This is a genomic window from Burkholderia sp. Ac-20345, from assembly GCF_017104825.1.
Lineage (GTDB): Bacteria > Pseudomonadota > Gammaproteobacteria > Burkholderiales > Burkholderiaceae > Burkholderia > Burkholderia lata_B.
Genome location: NZ_JAAGPO010000062.1, coordinates 1 through 24,240 on the forward strand (window position 1 = coordinate 1; position 24,240 = coordinate 24,240).

The 24,240-nt window shown below is 65.8% G+C and carries 24 protein-coding genes and 2 pseudogenes; 13 read left to right on the top strand and 13 right to left on the bottom strand.

The features are described 5' to 3' along the window. From G3O06_RS22245 to G3O06_RS22255, 4 genes and pseudogenes are all read left to right on the top strand, one after another. Positions 1-176 (top strand): annotated as a pseudogene (locus tag G3O06_RS22245) (putrescine ABC transporter permease PotI); the annotation flags it as partial. A gap of 166 nt (positions 177-342) precedes the next feature. Continuing rightward, the gene (locus tag G3O06_RS22250) at positions 343-777 is read left to right on the top strand and encodes a GNAT family N-acetyltransferase (protein ID WP_175000642.1); all 435 of its coding nucleotides are present in this window, start codon (positions 343-345) and stop codon (positions 775-777) included. 285 nt (positions 778-1,062) lie between these two features. After that, positions 1,063-1,197 (top strand): hypothetical protein, encoded by a 135-nt coding sequence (locus tag G3O06_RS49780; protein WP_277403742.1) that lies wholly within the window; start codon positions 1,063-1,065, stop codon positions 1,195-1,197. Further along, complete coding sequence (locus tag G3O06_RS22255; protein WP_205817526.1) at positions 1,179-1,586, top strand: hypothetical protein; 408 nt, start codon at positions 1,179-1,181, stop codon at positions 1,584-1,586. The genes G3O06_RS49780 and G3O06_RS22255 overlap by 19 nt, the downstream gene beginning before the upstream one ends. Before the next feature lie 270 nt (positions 1,587-1,856). Here the strand turns inward: G3O06_RS22255 and G3O06_RS22260 are convergent, their stop codons facing one another. Beyond that, on the bottom strand, positions 1,857-2,639 hold the full coding sequence (locus G3O06_RS22260) for a hypothetical protein (protein ID WP_205817527.1): 783 nt from the start codon (positions 2,637-2,639) through the stop codon (positions 1,857-1,859). A 210-nt stretch (positions 2,640-2,849) separates the two neighbouring features. Here G3O06_RS22260 and G3O06_RS50010 point away from each other — a divergent pair. Continuing rightward, positions 2,850-2,945, top strand: a pseudogene (locus G3O06_RS50010) (GNAT family N-acetyltransferase); the annotation flags it as partial. Between the two features lie 89 nt (positions 2,946-3,034). Here G3O06_RS50010 and G3O06_RS22265 read toward each other — a convergent pair. Further along, entirely contained in the window at positions 3,035-4,318 is a 1,284-nt protein-coding gene (locus G3O06_RS22265) for a cystathionine gamma-synthase family protein (protein ID WP_205817528.1), read from the bottom strand. 146 nt (positions 4,319-4,464) lie between these two features. Next, positions 4,465-5,355 carry a LysR family transcriptional regulator gene (locus G3O06_RS22270; protein WP_205817529.1) on the bottom strand — a complete coding sequence of 297 codons (891 nt, stop codon included), beginning with the start codon at positions 5,353-5,355 and terminating at the stop codon, positions 4,465-4,467. 139 nt (positions 5,356-5,494) lie between these two features. On the opposite strand from G3O06_RS22270, the gene tam reads away from it, so the two are divergent. After that, a complete protein-coding gene (gene tam, locus G3O06_RS22275; protein ID WP_174973328.1) occupies positions 5,495-6,280 on the top strand; it encodes a trans-aconitate 2-methyltransferase in 786 nt (261 codons plus the stop codon). 29 nt (positions 6,281-6,309) lie between these two features. Here the strand turns inward: tam and G3O06_RS22280 are convergent, their stop codons facing one another. Continuing rightward, entirely contained in the window at positions 6,310-6,900 is a 591-nt protein-coding gene (locus G3O06_RS22280) for a GNAT family N-acetyltransferase (protein WP_205817530.1), read from the bottom strand. A 750-nt stretch (positions 6,901-7,650) separates the two neighbouring features. Between G3O06_RS22280 and G3O06_RS22285 the strand changes: the two genes are divergently transcribed. Next, entirely contained in the window at positions 7,651-8,814 is a 1,164-nt protein-coding gene (locus tag G3O06_RS22285; protein ID WP_174918761.1) for a porin, read from the top strand. Positions 8,815-8,976: 162 nt separating this feature from the next. After that, positions 8,977-9,636, top strand: a complete 660-nt coding sequence (locus G3O06_RS22290) for a M24 family metallopeptidase (protein WP_205817531.1) — start codon at positions 8,977-8,979, stop codon at positions 9,634-9,636. A 102-nt stretch (positions 9,637-9,738) separates the two neighbouring features. Here the strand turns inward: G3O06_RS22290 and G3O06_RS22295 are convergent, their stop codons facing one another. The 4 genes from G3O06_RS22295 to G3O06_RS22310 form a co-directional block, all read right to left on the bottom strand. Further along, positions 9,739-12,189 carry a phospholipase C, phosphocholine-specific gene (locus tag G3O06_RS22295; protein ID WP_205817532.1) on the bottom strand — a complete coding sequence of 817 codons (2,451 nt, stop codon included), beginning with the start codon at positions 12,187-12,189 and terminating at the stop codon, positions 9,739-9,741. 44 nt (positions 12,190-12,233) lie between these two features. After that, the gene (locus tag G3O06_RS49135; RefSeq protein ID WP_226218520.1) at positions 12,234-12,371 is read right to left on the bottom strand and encodes a hypothetical protein; all 138 of its coding nucleotides are present in this window, start codon (positions 12,369-12,371) and stop codon (positions 12,234-12,236) included. 169 nt (positions 12,372-12,540) lie between these two features. Further along, positions 12,541-13,221, bottom strand: a complete 681-nt coding sequence (locus G3O06_RS22305; protein ID WP_205817533.1) for an HAD family hydrolase — start codon at positions 13,219-13,221, stop codon at positions 12,541-12,543. Positions 13,222-13,244: 23 nt separating this feature from the next. Continuing rightward, positions 13,245-14,186, bottom strand: coding sequence for a choline ABC transporter substrate-binding protein (locus G3O06_RS22310; RefSeq protein ID WP_241020193.1), 942 nt, complete (start codon positions 14,184-14,186; stop codon positions 13,245-13,247). Positions 14,187-14,457: 271 nt separating this feature from the next. Here G3O06_RS22310 and G3O06_RS22315 point away from each other — a divergent pair, with 271 nt between their 5' ends. From G3O06_RS22315 to G3O06_RS22330, 4 genes are all read left to right on the top strand, one after another. Continuing rightward, positions 14,458-15,138 (top strand): MgtC/SapB family protein, encoded by a 681-nt coding sequence (locus G3O06_RS22315; protein WP_174973342.1) that lies wholly within the window; start codon positions 14,458-14,460, stop codon positions 15,136-15,138. 42 nt (positions 15,139-15,180) lie between these two features. After that, on the top strand, positions 15,181-15,948 hold the full coding sequence (locus G3O06_RS22320) for a DeoR/GlpR family DNA-binding transcription regulator (RefSeq protein ID WP_205817535.1): 768 nt from the start codon (positions 15,181-15,183) through the stop codon (positions 15,946-15,948). A 141-nt stretch (positions 15,949-16,089) separates the two neighbouring features. After that, positions 16,090-16,581, top strand: coding sequence for a molybdopterin-dependent oxidoreductase (locus G3O06_RS22325; RefSeq protein ID WP_205817536.1), 492 nt, complete (start codon positions 16,090-16,092; stop codon positions 16,579-16,581). A 78-nt stretch (positions 16,582-16,659) separates the two neighbouring features. Then, positions 16,660-17,025: a LysR family transcriptional regulator gene (locus G3O06_RS22330; RefSeq protein WP_241020192.1), complete on the top strand. Its 366-nt coding sequence runs from the start codon at positions 16,660-16,662 to the stop codon at positions 17,023-17,025. Between the two features lie 97 nt (positions 17,026-17,122). On the opposite strand, the gene G3O06_RS22335 is transcribed toward G3O06_RS22330, so the two are convergent. From G3O06_RS22335 to motA, 4 genes are all read right to left on the bottom strand, one after another. Next, positions 17,123-18,469 (bottom strand): DUF2325 domain-containing protein, encoded by a 1,347-nt coding sequence (locus tag G3O06_RS22335; protein WP_205817537.1) that lies wholly within the window; start codon positions 18,467-18,469, stop codon positions 17,123-17,125. Positions 18,470-18,589: 120 nt separating this feature from the next. Further along, positions 18,590-19,141, bottom strand: a complete 552-nt coding sequence (locus tag G3O06_RS22340) for a hypothetical protein (RefSeq protein ID WP_205817538.1) — start codon at positions 19,139-19,141, stop codon at positions 18,590-18,592. A gap of 231 nt (positions 19,142-19,372) precedes the next feature. Further along, positions 19,373-20,320 (bottom strand): flagellar motor protein MotB, encoded by a 948-nt coding sequence (motB, locus tag G3O06_RS22345; protein WP_205817539.1) that lies wholly within the window; start codon positions 20,318-20,320, stop codon positions 19,373-19,375. Positions 20,321-20,331: 11 nt separating this feature from the next. After that, the gene (gene motA / locus G3O06_RS22350; RefSeq protein ID WP_175000634.1) at positions 20,332-21,201 is read right to left on the bottom strand and encodes a flagellar motor stator protein MotA; all 870 of its coding nucleotides are present in this window, start codon (positions 21,199-21,201) and stop codon (positions 20,332-20,334) included. 515 nt (positions 21,202-21,716) lie between these two features. On the opposite strand from motA, the gene G3O06_RS22355 reads away from it, so the two are divergent. Further along, the gene (locus tag G3O06_RS22355; RefSeq protein ID WP_174918748.1) at positions 21,717-22,601 is read left to right on the top strand and encodes a patatin-like phospholipase family protein; all 885 of its coding nucleotides are present in this window, start codon (positions 21,717-21,719) and stop codon (positions 22,599-22,601) included. A gap of 151 nt (positions 22,602-22,752) precedes the next feature. Here G3O06_RS22355 and G3O06_RS22360 read toward each other — a convergent pair whose 3' ends face one another. Beyond that, positions 22,753-24,234: an aldehyde dehydrogenase family protein gene (locus G3O06_RS22360; RefSeq protein ID WP_205817540.1), complete on the bottom strand. Its 1,482-nt coding sequence runs from the start codon at positions 24,232-24,234 to the stop codon at positions 22,753-22,755. Positions 24,235-24,240: the final 6 nt, after the last annotated feature.

Sequence of the window (24,240 nt, forward strand, 5' to 3'; positions counted from 1 at the left end):
CGCTGCCGCTGGTGGTGTTCTCGCGCGTGCGGCTGGGGCTGAACCCGGAGATGAACGCACTGGCGACGCTGTTCATCACGGCGGTGACGATCGGCGTGATCGTCGTGAACCGGATGATGATCGCGCGCGAACGGCGCCGCATCGCCGACATGAAGGCGGCGTTCGCGGTGGCGTGAGGGCGTGCGTGGGGCACGGGCATGAACGCGGCCGGTCGGCCGCGTGATGCATGACGAAGGCGGGGGGTGTGCCAGCACGGCATGCCCGCCGACGCGCTATAGTCGAGCGATTCGCGCCCCGGGTGTTGCATGCCCGGCGGCATCTCTCTTCGACCGAACCCGCCCCATGACAACGCAACCCGACGTTTCCATCCGGCTCACCGATACCGGGCAGCCGTCCGCGCACGACTTCATCAGCCGCAAGCTCGGCGAATTCAATCACGCGATGACGGGGCGCGCCGACGCGGCCACGCTCGACGTGTACGTGACCGATCCCGCGACCGGCGAGATCCTGGGTGGCCTCACCGGGCGCACGTCGCTTGGCCTCTTCTTCATTGATCTGTTCTACCTGCCCGAATCGCTGCGCGGCGGCGGGTTCGGCAGCCGGCTGCTGCGCGAGGCCGAAGCCGAAGCGAAACGACGCGGATGCGCACGTGCGGTGCTCTACACGATCTCGTTCCAGGCGCCGGATTTCTACCGGAAGCAGGGCTACGAAGCGTTCGGCGAAGTACCGTGCGAGCCGGAGGGCACGTCGCGCGTGTTCATGGTGAAGGTGCTTTGAACCGGTTCAGCCGGCTCGCGTCACGATTGGAAGAGCGCCATGACCCATGCTCGTGCTGCTTGACCCGGTACGATTCAACATTGGAGTCTGAAATTCAACCCGCCTCACACACGGAATTCCGGACACCTCCGAGGAGGCCTTCGCAGCCATCCACATGTGTACTGCAGAGGTAGGCTGCAGGCCCCTTGCGGCACTTTTTGCGTGCCATTTTTTAGACCGCAATGGCCAGATATGGCCTGCGAGTTAGCGCGGTCTTCATTGCGTTAGGCGCCACAGGAACATTCGATGAGCAACGAACAAGCCGTTTACCAACGCATAGGGGAGTTTGCCGTCTCATTCCAATGGATTGAGAACAAGCTTCGGGAGATTGGATGGTTCATCCTCGATCCAGAGCGCCTGAAATGGCCCCCCCCGATCTGAGAAACCTCACCAATGAAAAGCTCGTTGACCGCGTTCACGAACTCTTCCTGCAGGCGCTACCAAAGTGCAAACTGCCTCAGGCCCTGGAAGCTGATTTCAAAGACTCCTTTTCATTTTCCGTCGAACGACTGCATCAACTCAGAAGGGACCGAAACCGCATACTTCACTCCGCGTACATCGAGCTCAAGGCGGGCGGAGAGGTCCAAGGGATGCTTCGCTCTGGCGCGAGGTTTCAGGTCGATGAAGAAACAGGCGAGCCACTTTTTGATCAAGAGCTACTAACCGACAAGTCGTTCATTTCCGAAATGAAGGCTATGGCCGAGTTGGAACTGTTTCTCAATCGAGCCTATACGCAACTCATTCACCGGTATCCGAACGGTGGCGCCTAACCCTTCCATCGAGAGGACCCGTCCCGGCAGCGACAGCGCGAACGACTGCTCGACAGCTTTCCGACAGTTGCATCCCCGAGTTTCCAGCGGCCGAGCATATTGCCGGGCTCATTGTTCAAGGCGGGCGAAACCCGCGACGGTTGAGTGCTCATCCGCTCAACGGCTTAACTCCACTCAGCACTGGTCGTCGCCGACGGCCATGCTGCGGAGCTGATTCGGTTCGTGCGAGAGGGATCGCTTGCCAAGGCCAGGTAACGGCTCTTGCTAGGTCTAGAAGATACGTTCCCGATCAATGCCAGCGCTGGTAAAAATCGGTGCCACGCGACTGGCGGTCAGCCATGCCAGACCAAAGAAGAGCAGTCCGCCTGCTTCGCCAACAAGCACTGGGCGCATGGAGTCCGGCAGATGCTTGCTCGTCGCGAGGATGAGGACTGAGCCGATCATGCCGGCTAGGCAGAATGCGTATACGTGCTTGCGTCGCGCCGCATTGGATGTCCAGGCTGGTGGGCTATTTGCGGGGCGCCCAGTCGTGTAGGAACCAGCCGCCTTGCGGCTCGCCTTGAAATAGAAGTGGGCAACGAAATAGAAAAGCACCGTGTACACAACGCCGGCGGACCCGTAGTGCAAATGCGGCACGAGCTCCGTGTAGCAGTCGCAGTTGCAGGGAAACAGTGCGACACCTGCGGCAGCAATGGCGCCGACGCGCGCAAGGACACCCTGCAGCATTGTCTCGCCGCGGTAGCTCAAGAGCAGAGCACTGATGGCGAGCAAGGTGCCCACGAGGTAGATTCTCGGCCAGTCGACAAGCATTAGCCAAGGGTGGCCAGTGTCGGGCAAGTGGCACGCGTTGGGGTCCTCGGGGTGAAATGGAATACCAAACCAGTAGCTGGCGCTGATCGAGCGTACCCAGGTACTGGTCAAGATCACTTCGACGACAGGAAGCAAGATGGCGAGCACACCGATCATGGCCTTGATAGTGGTGCCGTTGAAGGTTCCCACGTAAGCGCTGTTGACGCTACCGAGGCCGAGTGCGCGGGAGATGGTCACTGGCATCTCATGTTCTCCTGTTTGGCAGGACTCAGTCTTGACGATGAATATTGGGATCATCGTGACTCTGTTGCTCATTCCACCCTGATACCTGGGCGTCCCCGGCCACCTGAGAGCTGGCCGGTCGCGCTGTCGTGCTGCGCATCGAGCCCCCTGCGGGTCTCGCCCCTGGCGGGCTTCCATCGTTCCCTTGCTCCGCTCGGCTGACGCATCCTTGCGCGTGCGGTGCTCTACACGATCTCGTTCCAGGCACCGGATTTCTACCGGAAGCAGGGCTACGAAGCGTTCGGAGAAGTGCCGTGCGAGCCGGCATCCGGGCACGGGCAGCGTCACTGAATGCCTGACCCGCGCCGGCGGGAGCCGCCCCGTGCGAACCGCCACGGGGCGCACCTCCTCCCTCGTCAGCAATGCTCCAGCGCGTACGACAGGTCGGCGATCAGGTCGTCCGGATGTTCGAGCCCGACCGACACGCGAATCAATCCTTCCGATACGCCCGCCGCCGCACGCGCATCGGCCGGCACGCCCGAATGCGTCGTCGACGCCGGATGGCAGATCAGCGACTCCGTGCCGCCGAGACTGACCGCGGACTTGAAGAGCGTCAGGTGGTTGATGAACCTGAACGCCTGTTCGCGTCCGCCGTCGAGGATGAACGCGAACGTCGAGCCCGGCCCGGTGCACTGGCGCTGGTAGACGGCCTGGTAGGCCGGATCGTCGATAAGCTCGGGGTGCAGCACGCGCACCGGGCGATGCGGATTGCCGGCGAGCCAGCGGGCGACGGTGCTGCCGCTGCGCGCGGCCTGCTGCATGCGCAGCACGAGCGTTTCCATCGAGCGCGTGATCATCCACGACGAATGCGGGTCGAGCTGCGAGCCGAGCGTGCTGCGGATCGAGCGGATCTTCGTGATCAGCTCACGAGTGCCCGTGACGCCGCCGGCGACGAGGTCGCTATGGCCGCCGATGTATTTCGTCAGCGAGTACACGCTCAGGTCGATGCCTTGCCGCGACGGCTTCTGGTACAGCGGCCCGAGCAGCGTGTTGTCGCAGACCGACAGCGGGCGATAGCCGTGGCGCGCTTCGAATGCGTCGATTTCGCTGCGCAGCCCTTCGAGGTCGAACAGCGCGTTGGTGGGGTTGGCGGGCGTCTCGATGTAGCACATCCGCACGCGGCCCTTTTGCGCGGCCGCTTCGAGCGCGGTGCGGATCGCGTGGGTGGACAGCCCGTCGGCGATCACTTCGGAGCGAATGCCCCACTCGGGCAGGAACTTCGAGATCAGCGTTTCGGTGCCGCCATACAGCGGCACGGACTGGACGACGCAGTCGCCCGGCCGCAGGAACGTCAGCAGGATCGCCGCGATCGCGGACATGCCGCTCGATGTCACGACGGCGGCTTCGGAATCGTCGAGCAGCGCGAGGCGATCCTCGACGATCTCCAGGTTCGGGTGGTTGAAACGGCTGTAGACGAGGCCCGCGCCTTCGCCTTCGGGCGAAGGCTTGCGCCCGGCCACGACGTCGAAGAATTCGGCGCCGTCCTCGGCCGTGCGGAACGCGAACGTCGACGTGAGGAACACGGGCGGCTTCACCGATCCTTCCGACAGGAACGGATCGTAGCCGTACGACATCATCTGGGTTTCGGGATGGAGTTCCCGGTCTGCAATCTTGCGCTTGTGATAGTTGCGATAGGCCATGCAGTGCTCCGTGCAGGGGTGGTGAGGAACAGCCGTTGCAGCGGTGGCATGACGCGTGCGGCGCCGGGTAGGCACCGGTCGTCGCGACCGCGTGTGGCGATACTACCCCGAAGGCGCTGCTGCGTGATGCACCCCTGACACAATCGTCAGGGTGCCGCCTGTTCGACGATCATGTCGTACAACGCACGGGCGGCGGGCGACAGTTGCGCGCTCCTGCGCGTGACGAGCACGAGCGTGCGCGACACCGTCGGCTCGACGAGCTCGATCGTGCGGATCATCGGATACGCGTTCTTCTGGATCGCGAGCTTCGGCACCACGGCCGCGCCGAGCCCTTCCGCGACGAGCCCGAGCGCCGTCGAGCTGCGCTGCACCTCGTAGAACGAATGCAACGATACGCCGCTCGTCTTCAGCGCGCCGTCGAGCAGCCCGCGATTGCCGCTCACTTCGCCGGCGAAGATCAGCGGATGCGGCTGCAGTGCCGCCCAGCGAATGCGCCGCCGCTTCGCGAGCGGATGATCGTCGCGGCACACCAGCACGTACGGATCGCTCGTCAGCGGCACGTTGACCAGTTCGGGATGCTGGTCGCCGGCGATGCCGATGCCGAACTCGGCCTCGCGATGCAGCACGGCCTGCAGCACCGACGCCGACGCGTGATCGAGGATCTTCACGCGATCGTGCGGCCGGTGCGCGGAGAATGCGCGCAGGATGCGGGGCAGGTATTGCACGCCGACCGTCGGCACGCATGCGATCGTGACGTCGCCGCGCTGGCTCAGGCCGGTTTCGCGAATTTCGGTGAGCGCGTCGGACAGCTCGTTCAGCAGCCGGCGCGCTTGCGGCAGGAAACGCCGGCCGATTTCGGTGAGCGTGGTGCGGCGCGTGGTGCGCTCGACGAGCGCGACGCCGAGAAAGGTCTCGAGCTTGCGCAGCCGCTGCGTGATGGCTGTTTGCGTGACGTGCAGCGTTTCGGCCGCCTGCCGGAAGCTGCCGCCGTCGGCGATTGCGACGAAGGCCTGGACACCGAGCGTATCGATTTTCATCAGATATTTGAATCAATCACGATATTAAATTCATTTTACTGAACTCCGTGACGATCGCAGAATGCGGTGCATCGACGGCCGCCGGCATCATCAGGTATGCAGAAAGGGCGAGGCCGTCCACGCCGACCAGGAGAACGACATGACGACCCCACTCGATCGATACGCCGCCCAGTACGTGCAATTCGAGGACGAACGCACGCGGCCGATCCGCGATCTGCTGGCCGCCGTGCCGGATACGCCGATCCATACCGCGATCGACATCGGCTGCGGGCCCGGCAACTCGACGGAGGCGCTGATCGCGCGTGCGCCGGACGCAACGGTTCACGGGATCGATGCGTCGGCGGACATGATCGCCGCCGCGCGCAAGCGCCTGCCGGACCTGCGTTTCGATGTCGTGGATATCTCCACATGGGACGATCCGGGCGGCTACGACCTGATTCTCGCGAATGCGGTGCTGCAATGGGTGCCCGCGCACGACACATTGTTTCCGGCGCTCGTCGGCCGCCTCGCGCCGGGTGGTCATCTGGCGGTGCAGATGCCCGACAACCTCGACGAACCCGCGCACCGGCTGATGCGCGAGGTCGCCGCGGCCGGGCCGTGGGCGGACAAACTGAAGGGGGCGGCACGCACCGAGCGATTCGACGCGCGTTACTACCACGCGCTGCTGTCGCCGCTGTGCTCGCGGGTCGATGTGTGGCGCACGACTTACTACCACCCGCTGCGCGGCGGTGCCGATGCAGTGGTCGAATGGTTCAAGGGCAGCGCGCTGCGGCCGTTCCTCGCGGCGCTCGACGACGGCGAGCGCGCGGCGTTTCTCGCGCGGTATCGCGATGCGATCGCGGGCCCGGGCGGCTATCCGGCGCTCGCCGACGGCACGGTGCTGCTGCCGTTCCCGCGCCTGTTCATCGTCGCGACGCGGACGTAACGCGGCAATGACGCGCGGGTGGCCGTGCGTCAGCTCGCCGGCCGCATCGATTCCGGGTCGACCGTGCGGATTCGCACGGTCTGCCCGTCGCGCAGGTCCTTGTACCAGAACAGCGCGACTTCACCGTCGTTTTCGTCGTCCGCATACAGCAGGCGATCGTGTCCGCCCAGCACGAAGCCCGCGCGGGCATATGTGCTGCATGCGGCGACGTTGTTCGACTGCGTTTCCAGTCGCATGAAGCCGAACCCCTGGCTGCGCGCCCAGGATTCGGCGGCCGCCAGCAGCAACAGTGCGATGCCTTGCCGCCGGCAGTGGCGGTCGACGGCCAGTTCCGCGATCTCGGCCATCCCGTTCCAGCTCTGGCCGATGGCCACGAACCCGGCGAGCCGGTCGCCGGCCGTCGCGCGAATGAGCGCCGTCTTGCCGGACGCTTCGTCCGCCCAGCCGGTCGGATCGAAGCCGTAGTTTTTGCGGCGCGCAGGCAGCGCGCGAAGATCGAGCAAGTCCTGATACGGCGCGTTCAATTCCCAGGCGATGTCGAACGAGAAGTCGCATCGGTCCAGTTCGTCGGCGGCAAGCCCGCTCGCCTGTTCGATGCTGATGTGCTCGGTTCGGTCCATGTGTCGGTGTCCTGTCTTCTGCGGGATAGCGTGGTGGGTTCCGTGATGCAATCGTCGGCGTCGTGATGCGCGCCGCGTCGAGTTTGTTCTTGCTTCGATTCCTTGCGCCCGCACAATTCGCCGAGCGCGAGACCGGCACAGACTGGCGGCTTCCGTGACGGCGGAACGCGGGCAAACCATGAACGGGACGGTCACGCAAACGTGTGCGGGGTTCGTGTGTCGGTTGAGGCGCTCGTTCAACCGCCTGATTATGCTGGATTTCGGTGTTGGCCCGGTGCGGGCATCGGCGCGATGCCGGCCGCCGAGCGTCATGTCTTCGATCCGCGAGGCCGTCGGCCGCCTGTGGATGAAAGACGACAGGAACCCGAATAATTGTTTACCGTTTGGTGACAACTCGATATATTCCGAAAAATATATCGAAGGTCGTGGCGTCGTCAGGCGCCACGTCGTCCATCTGCTCCACGAAAGCCGGAAGAGATTCTGACCTGCATCGCCGGAGCAATGCGTCGTCTTGGCATGCGCAACCGGTGCGCACGCTTTTCGACGCTGCAACATGAGCGGCCGCCCCGCGGCATGCCGCTTCCGCAAGCCCACACTGGCATCGAAACGGAACATCGTGCACGCGCATGAGGCGTTTGTGCGTGCGGCGATCCTGTGGCTTGCGTTCGTTCATCAGCTGGTTCTTCGTCAACACGCCGCGCGTCACGCTGCGACGCAGGCGCGCGCATCAACAACAAAAAGGAAGTGAACATGAAAAAGACCATCGTGGCCGCGGCCGCACTCGGGATGTTCGGCGCCGCCGCGCACGCGCAAAGCAGCGTCACGCTCTACGGGTTGATCGATGCGGGTATCACGTATTCGAACAAGGTCGCGACGACGGGCGGGCACGACAAGCTCGTCAAGTACGGTGACGGCGTCGCGTCGGGCAGCCGCTGGGGCATCCGCGGTACCGAGGATCTTGGCGGCGGGCTGAAGGCGCTGTTCGTGCTGGAAAACGGCTTCAGCAGCGGCGACGGCTCGATCGGCCAGGGTGGCGCGATCTTCGGCCGGCAGGCGTTCGTCGGCCTGTCGAAGAATGGCATCGGTTCGCTGACGTTCGGCCGCCAGTACTCGTTCTCGACCGACTACATCGGCGCGAACTATTCGATGGGCAGCCAGACGCCCGCCGGCAACTACGCGTATCACATCAACGATCTCGACCAGCTGACGTCGAGCCGCATCAACAACGCGGTGAAGTTCCAGAGCGCGAACTTCGCGGGCCTCACGTTTGGCGCGATGTACGGCTTCTCGAACTCGACGCAGTTCGCGGGCACGCCGACCACGACCGGTGCGAACGGCTCGCAGGGTTCGTCGAGCGCATACAGCTTCGGTGCGAACTATGCGCAAGGGCCGTTCGGCATCGGCGCCGCGTACACGAACATCCGCTTCCCGAACGGCGCGCAGCCCGCGTTCGGCGTGAGCATCGCGAACATCAACACGCAAGGGTTGCGCGACCTCGAGACGGTCGGCGTCGGCGCGCGTTATGCGTTCGCGGCGGCCCTCGTGTGGGCGAACTGGACGCACACGAAGTTCGTGCCGCTGTCGGGTGAATCGTCGAAGCTGAACAACTACGAAATCGGCGGCCGCTATGCGTTCACGCCGGCCTTGAGCGGCGGTCTCGGCTATACGTTCTCGAAGCTCGACGGCCGCTTCGACGGCAAGTGGCACCAGGTCAACGCGGCGGTCGACTACGCGCTGTCGAAGCGCACGGACGTCTACGTGAGCGCGGCCTACCAGAAGGCGTCGGGCAGCAACACGATCAACGGCCGTGTGACGCCGGTGCAGGCGGAGATCGGCTCGTCGGCGTCGTTCATTGGTAACGCGGGCGCGAACACGCAGTTCGTCACGCGGATCGGCCTGCGTCACAAGTTTTGATCGACCGCGCACACGAGCGGGCGCTCCAGCGGGGCGCCCGTTTTTGCTGTGGCGCGACGAAGTGAGACTCGGCACCGATTGGCGAATCGATATATTCTCCTGTGCATATCGAAACGACAGACGACTGATCCCACCCACTTTCACCCGCACGGGAGCACCATCTTGAACTCGACGCAACGCGAAGCCGTCGGCGAAGCCTTTTCGCTCGACGCGATGCAGCACGCAAGAACCATGACATGGCAGGCCGTCGACGCGATCGCCGAGGGTATCCGGCCCGGCATGCGGGAATCGGAGGCCAACGCGCTGGGGCTGAGCGTGCTGAAGGATCTCGGGATGGACAGGATCTGGCATCCGGTGCTCGTCCGCTTCGGCGAAAACACGCTGCGCACGTTCAAGGAGCGCTCGGTGGCGGACCCCGTTCTCGCCGCCGACGATATCTTCTTCATCGACCTGGGCGCGGTGTGGGCGAAGCATGAGGGTGATGCGGGCGCGACGTTCGTGCGCGGCGACGATCCCGACATGCATGCGTGTGCGCGTGCGGCCCGTGTGATCTACGACGAAGTCGAGCATCACTGGCGCACCACCGGCTGCGCGGGCATCGCGCTGTACGAATTTGCCGCGCAACGCGCCGATGCGCACGGCTTCCGGTTGAACGTCGACATCAAGGGGCATCGCGTCAGCGACTTTCCGCACGCGATCTACAAGGCCGGCAATCTCGGCGACTTCGACGCCGCGCCGGCGGCCGGGCTGTGGATTCTCGAAATCCAGATCGCACATCCGACGCGGCCGTTCGGCGCGTTCTACGAGGATCTGCTCGTATAGCGCATGCCGCGCGGCTGGAACAGCATTCGGGCGCAACGCGGGACGTCGCGCCCGAATGCGTATCGGCCCCATGCGGACGGCCGACACGGTGTGGCCCTGCCGTCAGATGGTGATCGTGACGGGGCCCGCGAGCGGCGTGTAGCCGTCGTCGAACAGATACCACGCGTCGTACTGCCCCGATGCCAGCGTGCTGTTGGCCGTGGACGAGAACAGCAGCGAGCCGGTGCTCTTCGGCAGGTACGCCCAGGACTTGTAGCTGCCCCTGGCCGGCTGCGCGCCATGCGCAAAGATGCCCACCCAGTTCTTCGGGCTGTGGCTCCACGGCGGCGCGACGTAGTCGAACCGCAGCGTGCCGAACGTCGAGCCCTGCGACGCGAGCGACGCGACGAACTTCTTGCCGGTATTGCCGATCGCCGAATCCGTGAGCAGCACGCCGGATTGCGTCTGCACGCAGCCGGCCACCCGGCGCAGGAAGTTCGGATCGTTCGCGTCGCGGATGCTTGCGTCGTACCAGCCGCCGTCGCCGTACCACGTGAGCGCTTGCGTCGCGCCGGCGGCGACGGTGACCGACTGCTTGCTGTTCATGCCATATGCGTTGTCGGTGAGCTGGAACGTCGTCGCGCCGGCCCCGGCGGAGTTGTCGAGCGTGATCTGCACGTTGCCGTTCGCCACGTCGTAGCACAGGCTGATTTCAGCGGTCGATCCCGTGTTGCGGGACGAACCGATACTGCCGCGGAACGTCTGCAGGAAACCGTTCGGGCCGTAGACCGAATAGTCGTAGCCGCCGCCGGCATTCAGCGCGAGCGAATCCGCCAGGTTCGCGCACTGGCTTGCGCCGGCCGCGATCGTGTAATGCCGGGGGACCGTGCTCGACCCGTCGACCCACGCCTGCAGGTGCACGCCGGCGGTGCCGGTGTTGGTCATCGTCAGCGCGAGCGCGTTGCCGGCGCGGTTGACCTTGCCTTGCACGAAGAACTCGTAGGGCAGGCGGCAGGCGATGCTGCGGCCGGCGGTCTGCGCCGGCACCGCGGTGGTGGTCGGGTAGGGAATCGGGACGGCCGGGCCGTTCGGGTTCATGTTGCTCGCCGGCGGCTGGATCGCGGGAACCGCCTGGTCGGCGTTCGAAAAATCGAAGGCCGACGTCAGGTCGCCGCAGACCGTGCGTCGCCACGGCGTGATGTTGGTTTCCTGTAGCCCGAAGCGCGCTTCCAGGAAGCGGATCACCGAGGTGTGATCGAAGACCTGCGAGTTGACCTTGCCGCCCTTCGACCACGGCGAGATCACGAACATCGGCACGCGCGGGCCCAGCCCGATCGGCACGTCGCCACTGGCCGAGCCGTCCGATGCTGCGCCGCCGCTGGCGACGAATTCGGCGGCCGTCGAGACCGTCGACTGGCCGGTGCCGGCAGCGGAACTGGCCGGGACGGCCGGCGGCATGTGATCGAACAGGCCGTCGTTCTCGTCGTACATGACGAGCAGCACCGTGCTGGCCCACACCGCCGGATTCGACGTCAGCGCATTGAGGACGTTGCTCACGTACCATTCGCCGCCGCTCGCGGCCCACGACGGATGTTCGCAGTAGGCGTAGGGTGCGGCGATCCACGACACCTGCGGCAGCGTGCCGTTGGCGACGTCGGCCCGCAGCTGGCTGAAGAGGTTCGTGTCGTATTCCTTGCCGCCGCCTGACGGATCGATCTGCGTGCCGTTGAGCGCAGGCGCGAGCGGATCGCTTGCACCGAGGTTCTGGTATTGCTTGAAGTTCAGGATGACGTTGTCGCCGTAATTGCCGTTCCACCAGAGATCGCTCTTGGAGCCGTTGTATTCGCCGTAGCCATGGCCGGCATCCAGGCCGTTGCCCTTGTCCTGGTAGAACTTCCACGTGACGCCGGCCGTGTTCAGTCGCTCCGGCATCGTGGTCCAGCCGGTGCCCGTCATCGTGTTCGTCGTGTACGGCGAATAGCCGGTGACGTTGCCGCAGCACCCGGTCCACAGATACAGGCGGTTCGGGTCCGTGGGGCCGAGCATCGAGCAGTGGTACGCGTCGCACACCGTGAACGCGCTCGCCAGCGCGTAGTAAAACGGAATGTCGTTCTGCGTGAAGTAATACATCGTGCCGCTGGTCTTCGCGCCGGCCCAGTTGTCGTAGCGGCCGTTGTTCCACGCGCTGTGCGTGCCGCTCCAGCTGTGGTCGAGGTCGCCGTAGTAGGTGTCGCCGTTCGCCGTGCCGAAGGGCGGGGACGGGTTGAACGGGAACACGTAGGACGTCAGCCAGGGCTGGCGCCACACCGGATACCCGCTCGAAATCACGACCGGCCGCGGATCGCCGAAGCCGCGTGCGCCGCCCAGCGTGCCGAGGTAGTGGTCGAACGAGCGGTTTTCCTGCATCAGGATCACGACGTGCTTCACGTCCTGGATCGTGCCGGTCACGGTGGCCGCCGGAATGGCCTGGGCGCGCGCGATGCTTTCGGGCAGCATGCCCGTGATCGCGGTGGCGCCGGCGAGCTTCAGCGCGTCGGCGAGGAATTGACGTCGTGTTGTGGGTTTGTTTTGCATGATCGCTCTCTGTCTTGGATGGCTGGCCCGTGGGCCGGCGTCGGTCAGTGGCACGCGCTCGCGCAGTGCAGGACGGGCGTTGACGCCGAACCCGGTGCGGCCGCGCGTGCGGCCGCCACGCTGGCTGCCGTGCCCGAGTCGCCGTCGCCGCAAGCGGCCAGCGTGCACAGGAGCGCAATCATGAAAACGCCGCGCCAGTGCGGAAAGCGGCTTTCCGACCGGCGCGACTTGACGATGGGATTTCGATCCGATTCGAATCGGATTCCTGAATGATCGAGACTGTTGCTGCGTGCTCCGTATTTCATTACCCCTCCAGACATGAAAAATGGACAGCAGAGAATATCGCCCGAATCAGAACAACTTCATGACAGGCCACCCGCGGGTGCCTGCCACTTGCAACAGTTTCGAGTCGGGGTTGGTTGCGACCGGATGCGTGACGTAATCCAGCAGCGGCACGTCGTTGATCGAATCGCTGTAGAAGTAGGTGCGTTCGAAGTCAGATGCGGCGTAGCCGAGCGATTCCAGCCACTCGGTGGTACGCACGATCTTCCCTTCACGGAAGCTCGGCACGCCTGTGCTGCGCCCGGTATACGCGCCATCCGGCGTGCCGTCGTCGGTATCGAGCTCGATGCCGAGCAGGTGCTCTATGCCGAATTCCGCCGCGATCGGCCGCGTGACGAAGACGTTGGTCGCCGTCACGATGCAGCAGAGATCGCCGTTCTCGCGATGCCGGTCGACCAGCTTGCGCGCCTGCGGCGTGATCGCCGGACGGATCACTTCGTCCATGAATCGCGCATGCCAGCGTTCGAGCACCTTGCGCGGATAGCGGGTGAGCGGCGCGAGCGTCACGGCGAGATACGCGTCCATGTCGAGCGTGCCGGCCGCATAGTGACCGTAGTGCTCGTCGATCAGCGCCACGTGCGCGTCGTCCTCCCGCCAGCCCACCCGCGTGATGAAGCGGCTCCAGGCCTGGTCGCTGTCGAGCGGCAGCAGCGTGTGGTCGAGGTCGAACAGCGCGAGATTCTTGTACATGGATGGTTCCTTGTCTTGCGTGCTTATGCGCCGATGAGCTTGTCGATCGCGTCCTTCGCGTTCTTGCCGTCGATGGTCGTGACGCCGTCGAGCCACTTCGACAGCACGCCGGGGTTCTTCTTCGCCCATTCCTTCGCGACCGCGACCGGATCGGCGTGATTCATGATCGGCACCATCAACTGGTTCTCTTCGTCGGTCGTGAATTTCAGGTTGGTCAGCAGCCGTCCGACGTTCGGGCAGCGTTCGAGGTAGCCGGGCGTGACGAGCGTGTAGACCTTCGCCGAGCCGTAGTTCGGGCCGAACACGCCGTCGCCGCCGTCGAGATAGGCAATCTTGTAGTTGATGTTCATCGGATGCGGCTCCCAGGCCAGGAACACGATCATCCGGTGCTCCTGCACCGCGCGCGTGACCTGCACGAGCATCCCGGCCTCGCTCGATTCGACCAGCTTGAAGCCGCCGAGCCCGAACTCGTTCTTGTCGATCATCCGCTGGATCAGCGCGTTGCCGTTGTTGCCGGCGCCGATCCCGTAGATCTTGCCGTCGAGCTGGTCGCGGAATTTGGCGATGTCGGCAAAACTCTTGAGACCCTTGTCCGACGCGTATTGCGGTACGGCCAGCGTGTAGCGCGCGCCGATCAGGTTCGGCTGCGGCAGCTGGTGGACGGCGCCGGCATCGACGAACGGCTTCACCGTCGGCGTCATGCTCGGATCCCAGTAGCCGAGGAACGCGTCGATCTGCGCCTTTTTCACGCCGGCCAGCACGATCGGCGGCGATGCGATGGTCTTGGTCGCCTCGTAGCCGAGCCCGTCGAGCAGCATCATCGCGACGCCGGTGGTGGCCGCGATGTCGCTCCAGCCGACATCGCCGAGCGTCACCTTTTTGCAGATATCGCCTTCCGATGCGTGAGCGGGGGCCGTCGCCAGCGCCGCCAGCAGTGTTGCGGCCAGCATCCATGCCTTCTTCATCATGTGGGTCTCCTAAGCAAGTGTTCCGGATCGTGTTGCCTGAATGGTCTAACGATTGATCGTGCTGATCGGATGAAACAAACGAACTTGGGTCTGGCTTTGTAGTTTTGCGTACCGTATATTAGAACGCACAAAATCGCAAGATCGCACAAAAATACAAAATGCCGGTCGCAGGGCGTGGCGACGGGCAGGCGAAGGCAGGAAGAATCGGGCGGCGGCCCCGGCGGGCCGTGCTTCATCGGGTAGACAGGGCAAAGCAAGGAGACCTCGCATGATCAGTCAGATGGAAATCGTGTCCCGCCTGTTGCTGGCGGCATTGCTCGGCAGCATCGTCGGCATCGAGCGCGAGCGCCTGTCGTGGGCGGCCGGATTGCGCACGCACATGCTGGTGGCCGTGGGCGCCGCGCTCGTGATGGTCGTGTCGGCGTTCGGTTTCGCCGATATCCAGAACGCGAAGAACGTATCGCTGGACCCGTCGCGCGTCGCCGCGCAGGTGGTGTCGGGCATCGGCTTCCTCGGCGCCGGGTCGATCATGCTGCGCGGCGAGATCATCCGCGGCCTGACGACCGCGGCGAGCCTGTGGGTCGTGGCGGCGGTCGGGCTGGCGGTGGGCGGCGGCATGTACGTGGCCGCGATCGCCGCGACGGCGATCGTGCTCGCGATCCTGGCCGGCCTGAAGCCGATCGAGAAGCGCTTCTTCGCCGCGCGGCAGCGCTGGGGCGTGCGCATCCTCGCGAGCCGTGGCGCGGTGAAGCTGACGTCGCTGCAGGCGATGCCCGGCATCGACCAGGCGCGCATCGTCCAGTTCATCATCGAGCAGGACGATGCCGCGCCCGACGACGACCGCATCCACGTGGTGTTTTCAAAGATGACGAGCAGCGAGGTCCAGGCGGTCCGTCAATCCCTGCAGACCCTCGTCGGCATCAAAAAGATGGAGGAGAGCGCAGCATAGTTCGCCGTTCGAATAACATTGACGTTCACTCGAGGACATTCCATGTGGCAAGAAGAGCGATACCAGAGGATCCGGCTTCTGTTATCGAAGATGCAGCGCGTTTCCACCGACCGGATCATGGCCGACCTGAACGTGTCGCGGGAAACCGTACGACGCGATCTCGTCGACCTCGAGGCGCTCGGTGAACTGAAGCGCGTTCACGGCGGCGCGGTGCAGGTGGGCGACGAAGCGCCGATCGCCGAACGCGCGCAGACGCACGTGAAGGCGAAGCTGGCGATCGCCCGCGCGGCAGCAAGGCTGGTCACGGGCTCGCAGACGCTGTTCATCGACGCGGGCACGACCACGACGCTGCTGGCCGAGGAACTGGCGAAGCTGTCGGGCCTCACGATCGTCACGAACTCGATCGACGTCGCGCTGAAGATGCGGTCGAGCGACCCGGGGCAGACGAAGAACGAAACGATCCTGCTCGGCGGGATGATCGGCAGCCGCGCGGCCGCGACCGTCGGCGACGGCACGGTCGCCGAAATCTTCCGCTATCGCGCCGACCTCGCGCTGCTGTCGCCGGTGGGTGTCGACGCCGTCCGCGGTGCGACCAACTACGACCGGATGGAAACCGAAGTCGCGCGCGCGATGGTGAGCAACGCGGCGGACGTCGCGATCCTGGCCGATTTCAGCAAGCTCGGCACGAACAGCCGGATCGGCTTCTGCGAGCCGGCGCGGATCGGCACACTGGTGACGGACCAGAAGGCGGAATCGGTCGACAGCTACAAGAGTCTCAAGAAGGTGATCAGGCATATCGTGCTGCCGTAGCGCCGGGCGATGCGGGGCACGATCGGCCGTCGTTATGCCGCCCATGCGGCGTGCATTCTGCCGGTCGGGCTTTTCCCGGCGTAATATATCCGCCGATACAACGCAGGCTCGCCTACCGGCGGGCCGTCATGGAGGCGGGCGATGGAGATGGCAGGGACGGCGGCGCCTTCGGCGCATCAGGCGGCAGCGGGCTCGATCGCGTTGACGGGCGCATTCGAGCGGCCGATGACGGTGACGCTCGACGACCTGCGCCGGCACGCAAGCGCGACGGCCGAACCGTTCGATCTGCGCTGCTTCACGACGAACCGCTTCATCCGCTCGGTCGCTCCGTATCGCGGCGCACGGCTGAAGGATCTGCTCGACGCGGCCGGGCTGCGCAACGACACGCCGGGCGACTTCAAGCGCATGGTGTTCATCGCGCACGCGCACGACGGCTACGCGGTCACGTTTTCCTGGCATGAACTGTTCAACACGCCCGTCGGCGAACACGTGATCGTCGCGTTCGAATGCGGCGATGCGCCGCTGTCGATCGACGACGGTGCGCCGCTGCTGTTCTCGGGCGCCGACCGCCTGCCCGCGCCGCGCCACGTGAAGCGGCTGGCCGGCATCGTCGCGCGCGTGCTCGAGGTCTGAGCCGGTGCACGTGCGGCCGGCGTGCGTTGCACCGGCCATCGTGTATGCTTGCCCGCATCATTCAAAGAGCGGGACAACATGAAGACACCGGCACACCCCAAGCCTGAGGTGCGGTTCAGGATGCGTATCCAGCAGGCCGACACGATCGCGCTCGGCCCGGGCAAGGTCGCGCTGCTCGAAGCCGTGCGCGAGCACGGTTCGATTTCGGCGGCCGCGCGCAGCCTGAAGATGTCGTACCGGCGTGCGTGGTTGCTGATGGACGAGCTGAACCGCTCGCTGAAGTCGCCGGCGACAGTGTCCGAGCATGGCGGGCAGAGCGGCGGCGGCAGCGTGCTCACGCCGGTCGGCGAGGAGATCATCCGCCTCTATCGCGGGATCGAGGAGCGTGCTTTCGCGGCCTGCGCCGACGAAATCGCCGCGCTCACGAAAATGGTACGGCGCTGAAGGGTGAGCCTTCCTCGGGCCCGTTCACGCTAACGACGGGCTTTCACTGGCCTCCTGAAGGGCCGCGCGCAACGCATGCGACGAAGCGAACCAGGCCCTAGCCGTGCCGCAGGCAGAAGCGCGGCGTGTCGCCCGTGGCGGCATCCGGCGCGATGACATCGCGCGCCTGCGCATCCAGCCGCCCGATCAATTCGACGAAGCTGGCGACGCTCGCGGTCCGCAACGGGTAGTACGCGATGTGGTGGCGTTCGCAGATGCGCTTGAGCAGGTTCATCGAATCGTGGTCGATACAGTCGACCGGGAACACGACCATGTGCGCGCCCGGCAGCGCTGCGGACAGCAGGCCCTTGCGATCCTCGATGCCGCCGTCGTGCAGCGTCACCTCGCCGCCCGCCGTTTCGACGATCCGCTTGATTGCCCGGTTCGAACCGGGGCGCCCGCCGACGTACACCAGGCGCGTGCCCTGAAGGATCGACAGCGGATCGGCCGCGCGTTCGGCCGGATCGTCCGCCGACGCCTGCACCGCCTGTTCGATCGCGCTCGCTTCGGCGCGCAGCGTCTTCACCATCGCCATCAGGTCGTCGAGCCGCGCGCGCATCGCGCGGGCGCTCGCCTGTTCCGCGGCAATCCGCTGCTCGGCCGCCTCGCGGCGGCTCGTATGCAGCGCGAGCCGTTCGTCGCGCGCGGCCAGCGCTTCTCGCAGTTCGTGTACTTCATCGCGCAATACGCTTTCAGCCGCCAGCGGCTGCGCGTTCTGGCGAGCGGCGAGGGTATCGCGCTCCTGCAGCGCCGCGTCGCGCTGCGTGCTCATTTCTTGCAGGCGTGCCTGCTGCCGGTCGAGCTTCGCGTGCAGCGCCGCATTTTCTTCTTCCAGCGCAACCAGCCGCCGGATATCGGCGCGATTGGCCGCGCCGACCAGGTGCGACAGCATGTGCAGGTCGCCGAACGCGGCCTGGCGCACGGCCATCGTCGTGCGCGGATGGGTCATCAGCGCCCAGTACGCGGGGGGAATGTCGCCACTCTTCAGCGCATCCTTCCAGCGAGCGAGGAGTTCGTCTGCGTCCTTCGCGCTGTCGAACGCGCGGATCGCGCCGGCGTAGCGCTCGTCGAGCGCCTTGTGCAAGGCCTTCGCGCCGGCCGTGCCGTCGATCGCGAGCTCGACGGCCGCGTGATGGATGTCGAGGTCGGACGCGTGCTGGCGGTCGAGGTCGGTGAATTTCGGCACGAGCCTGCGCAGTTCATGCGTGGTCAGGCAGGTGCCGATGATCGAGCAGTGCAGGTTCGCATCGAGCTCGGACAGGCGCGTGCGGCGCTTCAGCTCGGTCAGTTGCGCGCGAGACGGCGCGCAGCATGCGTCGACCCGCACGCCGGTTGCCGCGGGCAGATTACCGCCGGACGACGAGAGATCCGCCGTGCGGGCAAGGCGAAAGGGCGGAGCGTGCATGTTGACCTCTGTCCGGCGTGGTCGGGCCGGAGACGGATGCGCGAAAGATTTGCGAAATATACCATGGAATATAACGCGCGAAATTCGGGGGAAATCACGGGGTAACGTGGCTTGGCGCGGTCAGCAGAGCGCGGTTGAATGGTCGGTGAGCGGCAGTGCGGCCGGGGTTGGGGCCGATGTCGTGGGCAAAGCAGCGAGCGGCGCCGACGCGTGACGCGCCATCACATACTCGACGCACAGTCCGACGAACAGCACATCGACGCGCTCCAGCGCGGCGACCGCGTCGCGCATCGCGGCCGGGTCGTTGCTGAACGAATCGGAGAACACGTCATCGCGGGTGCGTTCGAGGCGGCGCGCGTGGCCCAGCGCCCGTTCGAGTTCGGGCAGGCGCGTGAAGCGGGCGGCGCGGGCTTCGTCCTCGAGTGTCGACAGCAGTTCGCGAAAACCCATGGCGGACAGTGCATCGTCCTGCGTGTCGTCGGCGTGCGCGGCCGAGAACATCCGGATGAAGCGCACGACGCTGCCGCGCAGGCGCCGGAACGCGTCGACGACATCCGTGACCTGCTGCGCGCGCGCGTCGCTCGACAGCGGCCTGAGCGCGCGGATCTTGCGCACGAGCGGCTGTTCCCGTGCGGCGCGCTGCGGGGCGCGATCCGTCGGTGTGCGGGGCATGGCGAGTCTCCGGAAGTGCAGGTGTCGATATATTCTACGGAATATATCGAGTGCGCAGAAAAAGACGGCACCGCGGGTGAGACACGGTGCCGTCAACGGCCTGAGCGGCCGACTGGTCAGTCGATGTTGCGCACGGCCGTTCCGAACGCGGTCGTGACGCCAAGTGCTGCCCTGTCGGGCACGAGGATGCGCGCGGTGGCCGCCGCATCCGGCCCGTATTCGTGCACGCGCCTAATGCTGCCGCGTGACCGCCGCCGGCAGCGCGGCGGCCCCAGTGCCCGCCGTCTCGTTCACGGTCGTCCGGCCGCCGTCCCGAAAGAACGCCTGTTCGGCGGCATTGTTCATCACGAGGATGCTGATGCGGCGGTTGGTCGGCTCGTCCGCCACATTCTTGTCGAGCGGCAGGACATCCGCGAGCCCGCGCACCTGGAGCAGCTTCTCTTCCCGCAAACCGCCCGCGACCAGCGCGCGCCGCGCGGCGTTCGCGCGATCGCTGGAGAGTTCCCAGTTCGAATAGCCCGCGGGGCCATCGGGATAGGGCGTCGAATCGGTGTGCCCCGCGATCGACACGCGGTTTTCGACATCGTCGAGTGTCGTGCCGATCTGGGAGAGGATCGCGGTGGCATAGCCTTCGGGTTGCGAACTGCCCGACGCGAACATCGGGCGCTTGAGCGAATCGACGATCTCGATGCGCAGGCCCTCGTTGGTGATCGCGATCCGGATCTGGTCCTGGTATGCGCGCAACGACGGGCTTTGTGCAATCGCCGCCGTCAGCTTCGCCTTCAGGCGTTCGAGCTTTTGCGTATCGACGACGCTGACGAGTGCCGCGGGCGAACTGGCCGGCACCGGTTGCGCTTTCGTGTCGATCGCCGGCGCCGGGTCGGTCATGTCGCGGCCGCCCCCCTGCACGACGCTCGGACGCGGCGCCTGCCCGTCCTTCCCGCCTGACAGGAGGGTCGACAGCGGCGTGTTGAAGTAGTCCTCGATCCCCTGCTTGTCGTACTTGGACACCGAGCCGAGCAGCCACATCAGCAGGAAGAACGCCATCATCGCCGTGACGAAATCGGCATAGGCGATTTTCCATGCGCCGCCGTGGTGGGCGTCGTGATCCTCGCCTTTCCTGCGGCGCACGACGACGAGCTGGGCCTGCTTCGACGGATTGGAGCGACTGTCAGCCATGGCGCCCCCCGTTACGCGGCCTTCGGCGACTTCGTTGCGCGCACGGCCTCGTCGAGCTCCTTGAAGCTCGGGCGATCGGCCGTGAACAGCACCTTGCGGCCGAATTCCACCGCCACCGCCGGCGCGTAGCCGCTCATCGACGCGAGCAGCACGGCCTTCACGCAGTGGAACGGCTTGGCCGCCGCGCGGCCCTTTGCGTTGAGCAGATCCGCGAGCGGGCCGACGAAGCCGTACGCGAGCAGGATGCCGAGGAACGTGCCGACGAGCGCGCCGGCGATCATCTTGCCGAGCACGGCGGGCGGTGCGCCGACCGAGCCCATCGTATGCACGACCCCCATCACCGCGGCGACGATGCCGAACGCGGGCAGCCCGTCCGCCATCTTCTGGATCGCATTGGCCGCGACCGACGCCTCCGCATGGTGCGTGTGCAGTTCCTCGTCCATCAGGTCCTGCATCTCCAGCACGTTCACGTTGCCGCTCGACATCATCCGCAGATAGTCGACGATGAAGTCGAGCAGGTGATGGTCTTCGAGCACGTGCGAATACTTCTGGAACAGCGGGCTTTGCTCGGGTGCGTCGACGTCGGCCTCGAGCGCCATCATGCCGTCCTTGCGCGCCTTCTGCAGCAGCTCGTACAGCAGCGCGATCAGTTCAACGTACTGCTGTTTCGTGTAGCCGCCGCTCTTGAAACAGGTCGGCAGGCTCTTGATCGTCTTCTTCAGCGTCGTGACCGGATTGCTGACGACGAACGCACCCAGCGCGGCGCCGAAAATGCACAGCAGCTCGAACGGTTGCAGCAACGCCGGCACATGGCCGCCCACGCCGACAAAACTGCCGATCACCGACCCGATCACGACGATCCACCCGATGGCTACAAACATGATTTCCTCGTTCGCGACTTGCGCTGCTGCATTCATTGTCGAAAAGCGAGCGGGATGTCCGGCTGTTCCGCTCCATGCCCGCGACGACACCGGGTCGCTGCGTGTCGGATGCGAACCGGGCGGTCGTCCCGATTCGCTGCAAAGCGACTTCAATCGGCGGGTGTTGATGCAATAACGGCGATCGTATGGATGACTGAACCCGTGATTCCACGTATCACGGGGGATTCACGCCCGGCACACGTTTGCGGGCGTCGCTGTTCACGATTTTCTTGATCGAAGTCAAAAAGCGCGCGGCCATCGAACGAATTCCTGTGTGGATGCGAGCGGGAAACAGGGCGGGAATGACGTAACCCTCTCCGGAAAAGGGGGCCCCGCGGGATTCCGGGGAGCGCGGCGCGCATCGTCGGTCGATCGGTGGGCCCGCACACCGGCAGGGTTTTCATCAGGACATCCGGGGCGCCGCACGATCCATCATGGAGAAAGCACTGTCGCAGCCAACCGCAGGAGGGCGCACCGTGACTGCCGATCCCACTCCCTCGACCGCCTTTGTGTTCGCCGGCGGCGGCAGTCTTGGCGCGATCGAGGTCGGCATGCTCCGCGAACTGGTCGCGAGCGGCGAGCGGCCCGATTGCGTCGTCGGCGCGTCGGCGGGCGCGATCAATGCCGCCTATTTCGCCGGCCGGCCGGACGCGGACGGCGTCGCGATGCTCGCCGCGCTGTGGTGCAGAATCCGCCGCCAGGACGTCATGCCGTTCTCGATGCGCAGCCTCATCGCGATGCTGTTGCGCAACCGGCCGCATCTGGTCGAGGCCGATGCGCTGCGCCTGCTGCTGGAAAAGAACCTGCCGTACCGGCGGATCGAGCAGGCCGCGTTACCGCTCCACATCGTCGCGACCGACGTGCTGAGCGGCCGCGAAGTCGTGCTGTCCACCGGCTCGGTCGTGGATGCCGTGCAGGCCAGCGCGGCGATTCCCGGCGTGTTTCCGTCGGTCAGCATCGATGGCCTGGAACTCGTCGACGGCGGCGTCGCGAACAATACGCCGATCTCGGTTGCGATCGCGCTCGGCGTCAAGCGGATCGTCGTGCTGCCGGCCGGGTTCGCCTGCGCGTTGCGCGTACCGCCACGCAGCGCGATCGCGCATGCGACGCACGCGCTGACGCTCGTGATCGCACGGCAACTGGTGCGCGATCTGGAGCTGTACGCGGCACGTGCGCAAATCCATGTCGTGCCGCCGCTCTGTCCGCTCGAGGTCTCGTCATACGATTACTCGCAGTGCGCGCAACTGATCGACAAGGCCGCGGAACGCACGCGCGCGTGGATCGATGCGGGCGGGCTTGCGGAGTGTGCGATTCCTGGCCAACTGCGCGAGCACGATCATGCGGCGGCGCTGTCGCATTGAGGGTGGCTCGGGCGCCGTGCGAACGCATTTCCGCCGAACGCCGGTTGCCGTGCTGCGGGGGCCTCTTCCCGGAAATCTGCAAAAAAACGGCACCGTGCCACGAGACACGGTGCCGCCAACGGCCTGAACGGCCGCACTGGTCAGTCGATCGTCAGTCGATCGCGCGCATCGCGTGGCGCAGTTCCTGATAGCTGCGCAGCCCTGCAACGCCGAGTTCGCGGCCGATCCCGCTAAGCCCGAAGCCGCCCCAGCACACGTGCGGGTAGATGAGCTGCGGCGCGTTGATCCACACGAGCCCCGCGCGCACGCGCTGCTGGAATTGTTTCGCGATTTCCGCATCGCGCGTCACGACGGTCGCGACGAGCCCGTAGCGCGTGTCGTTCGCGAGCGCGATCGCTTCGTCGTCGGTCCGGAACGATTTCACGCACGCGACGGGGCCGAACACTTCGTCGGTCCACAGCGGGTTGTCGGCGGCCGGCTCGGCGATCACGACGGGCGCCATGAAGAAGCCGTCGCCGCCGGCATCCGTCACCCGGCCACTGAATGCAACGCGTGCGCCCGCATCGATACCTTGCTGGAGCATCGCTTCGACGCGCGTACGCTGCGCGGCCGAAATCAGCGGCCCCATTGCGACCTGTTCCGCGGCCGGCGGCGCGACGACGAGCGCGCGCACGGCCGTCTCGAACGCGGCCATGAAGCTGCGGTACACGCTGTCGTGCACGAGGATGCGCGCGGTGGCCGAGCACATCTGGCCGGCGTTCGTGAAAGCGCCCGCGACCGCGAGCGACACCGCGACGTCGAGATCGGCATCGTCACGCACGATCAGCGACGACTTGCCGCCGAGTTCGAGCGTCACGCGCTTCATGTCGACCGCTGCGGCCTGCATGACCTTGCGGCCGGCCGCGGTGCTGCCGGTAAACGAGATCTTGTCGATCAGCGGATGCGCGGTCAGCGCCGCGCCGACCTCGGCGCCGCCGTTCACGACGTTGACGACGCCGGCCGGCACGCCGGCTTCGGCGACGATGGCGAGCAGCGCGTGCTCCGTCGGCGACGTGAGTTCGGACGGCTTCAGCACGACCGCGCAGCCGGCCGCGAGTGCGGGCGCAAGCTTCCACGCGGTCGTGACCATCGGGAAGTTCCACGGCATGACGAGCGCCGCGACGCCGACGGAATCGTAGAAGCGCTCGGCCGTGACGGCATCGCTGGGCAGAGCGACCGGTTCGGCCGCGAACAGCGCCGGGTCCTCGCACAGCTTCGCGTAGTACGCGAACGTCGCGGCGACGTCGCCGACATCGGCTTCCGCCTCGAACGGCGGCTTGCCGCTCACCTGCATCTGCAGCGCCGCAAGGCGGTCGCGCGATGCTTCGACGCGCTCGGCGATTGTCGCGAGAATCCGGCCGCGTTCGGCGGGCGGCGTATCGCGCCAGCCGGGGAACGCATCGCGCGCGGCGCGCACTGCGGCGTCAACGTGCGCGGTCGTCGCGAATTCCTGCCAGCCGATCGCAGCGCCGGTCGACGCGTCGAAGATCGGCGCGCCCGGCGCGTCGGCATGCGTGCGCACGGGCTGGCCGGCGATGTGCGCCGCGGGCAGCACGAACGTGGCGGTGGAACGGGAAAGCTCGGCGGTGGACATGAGAGT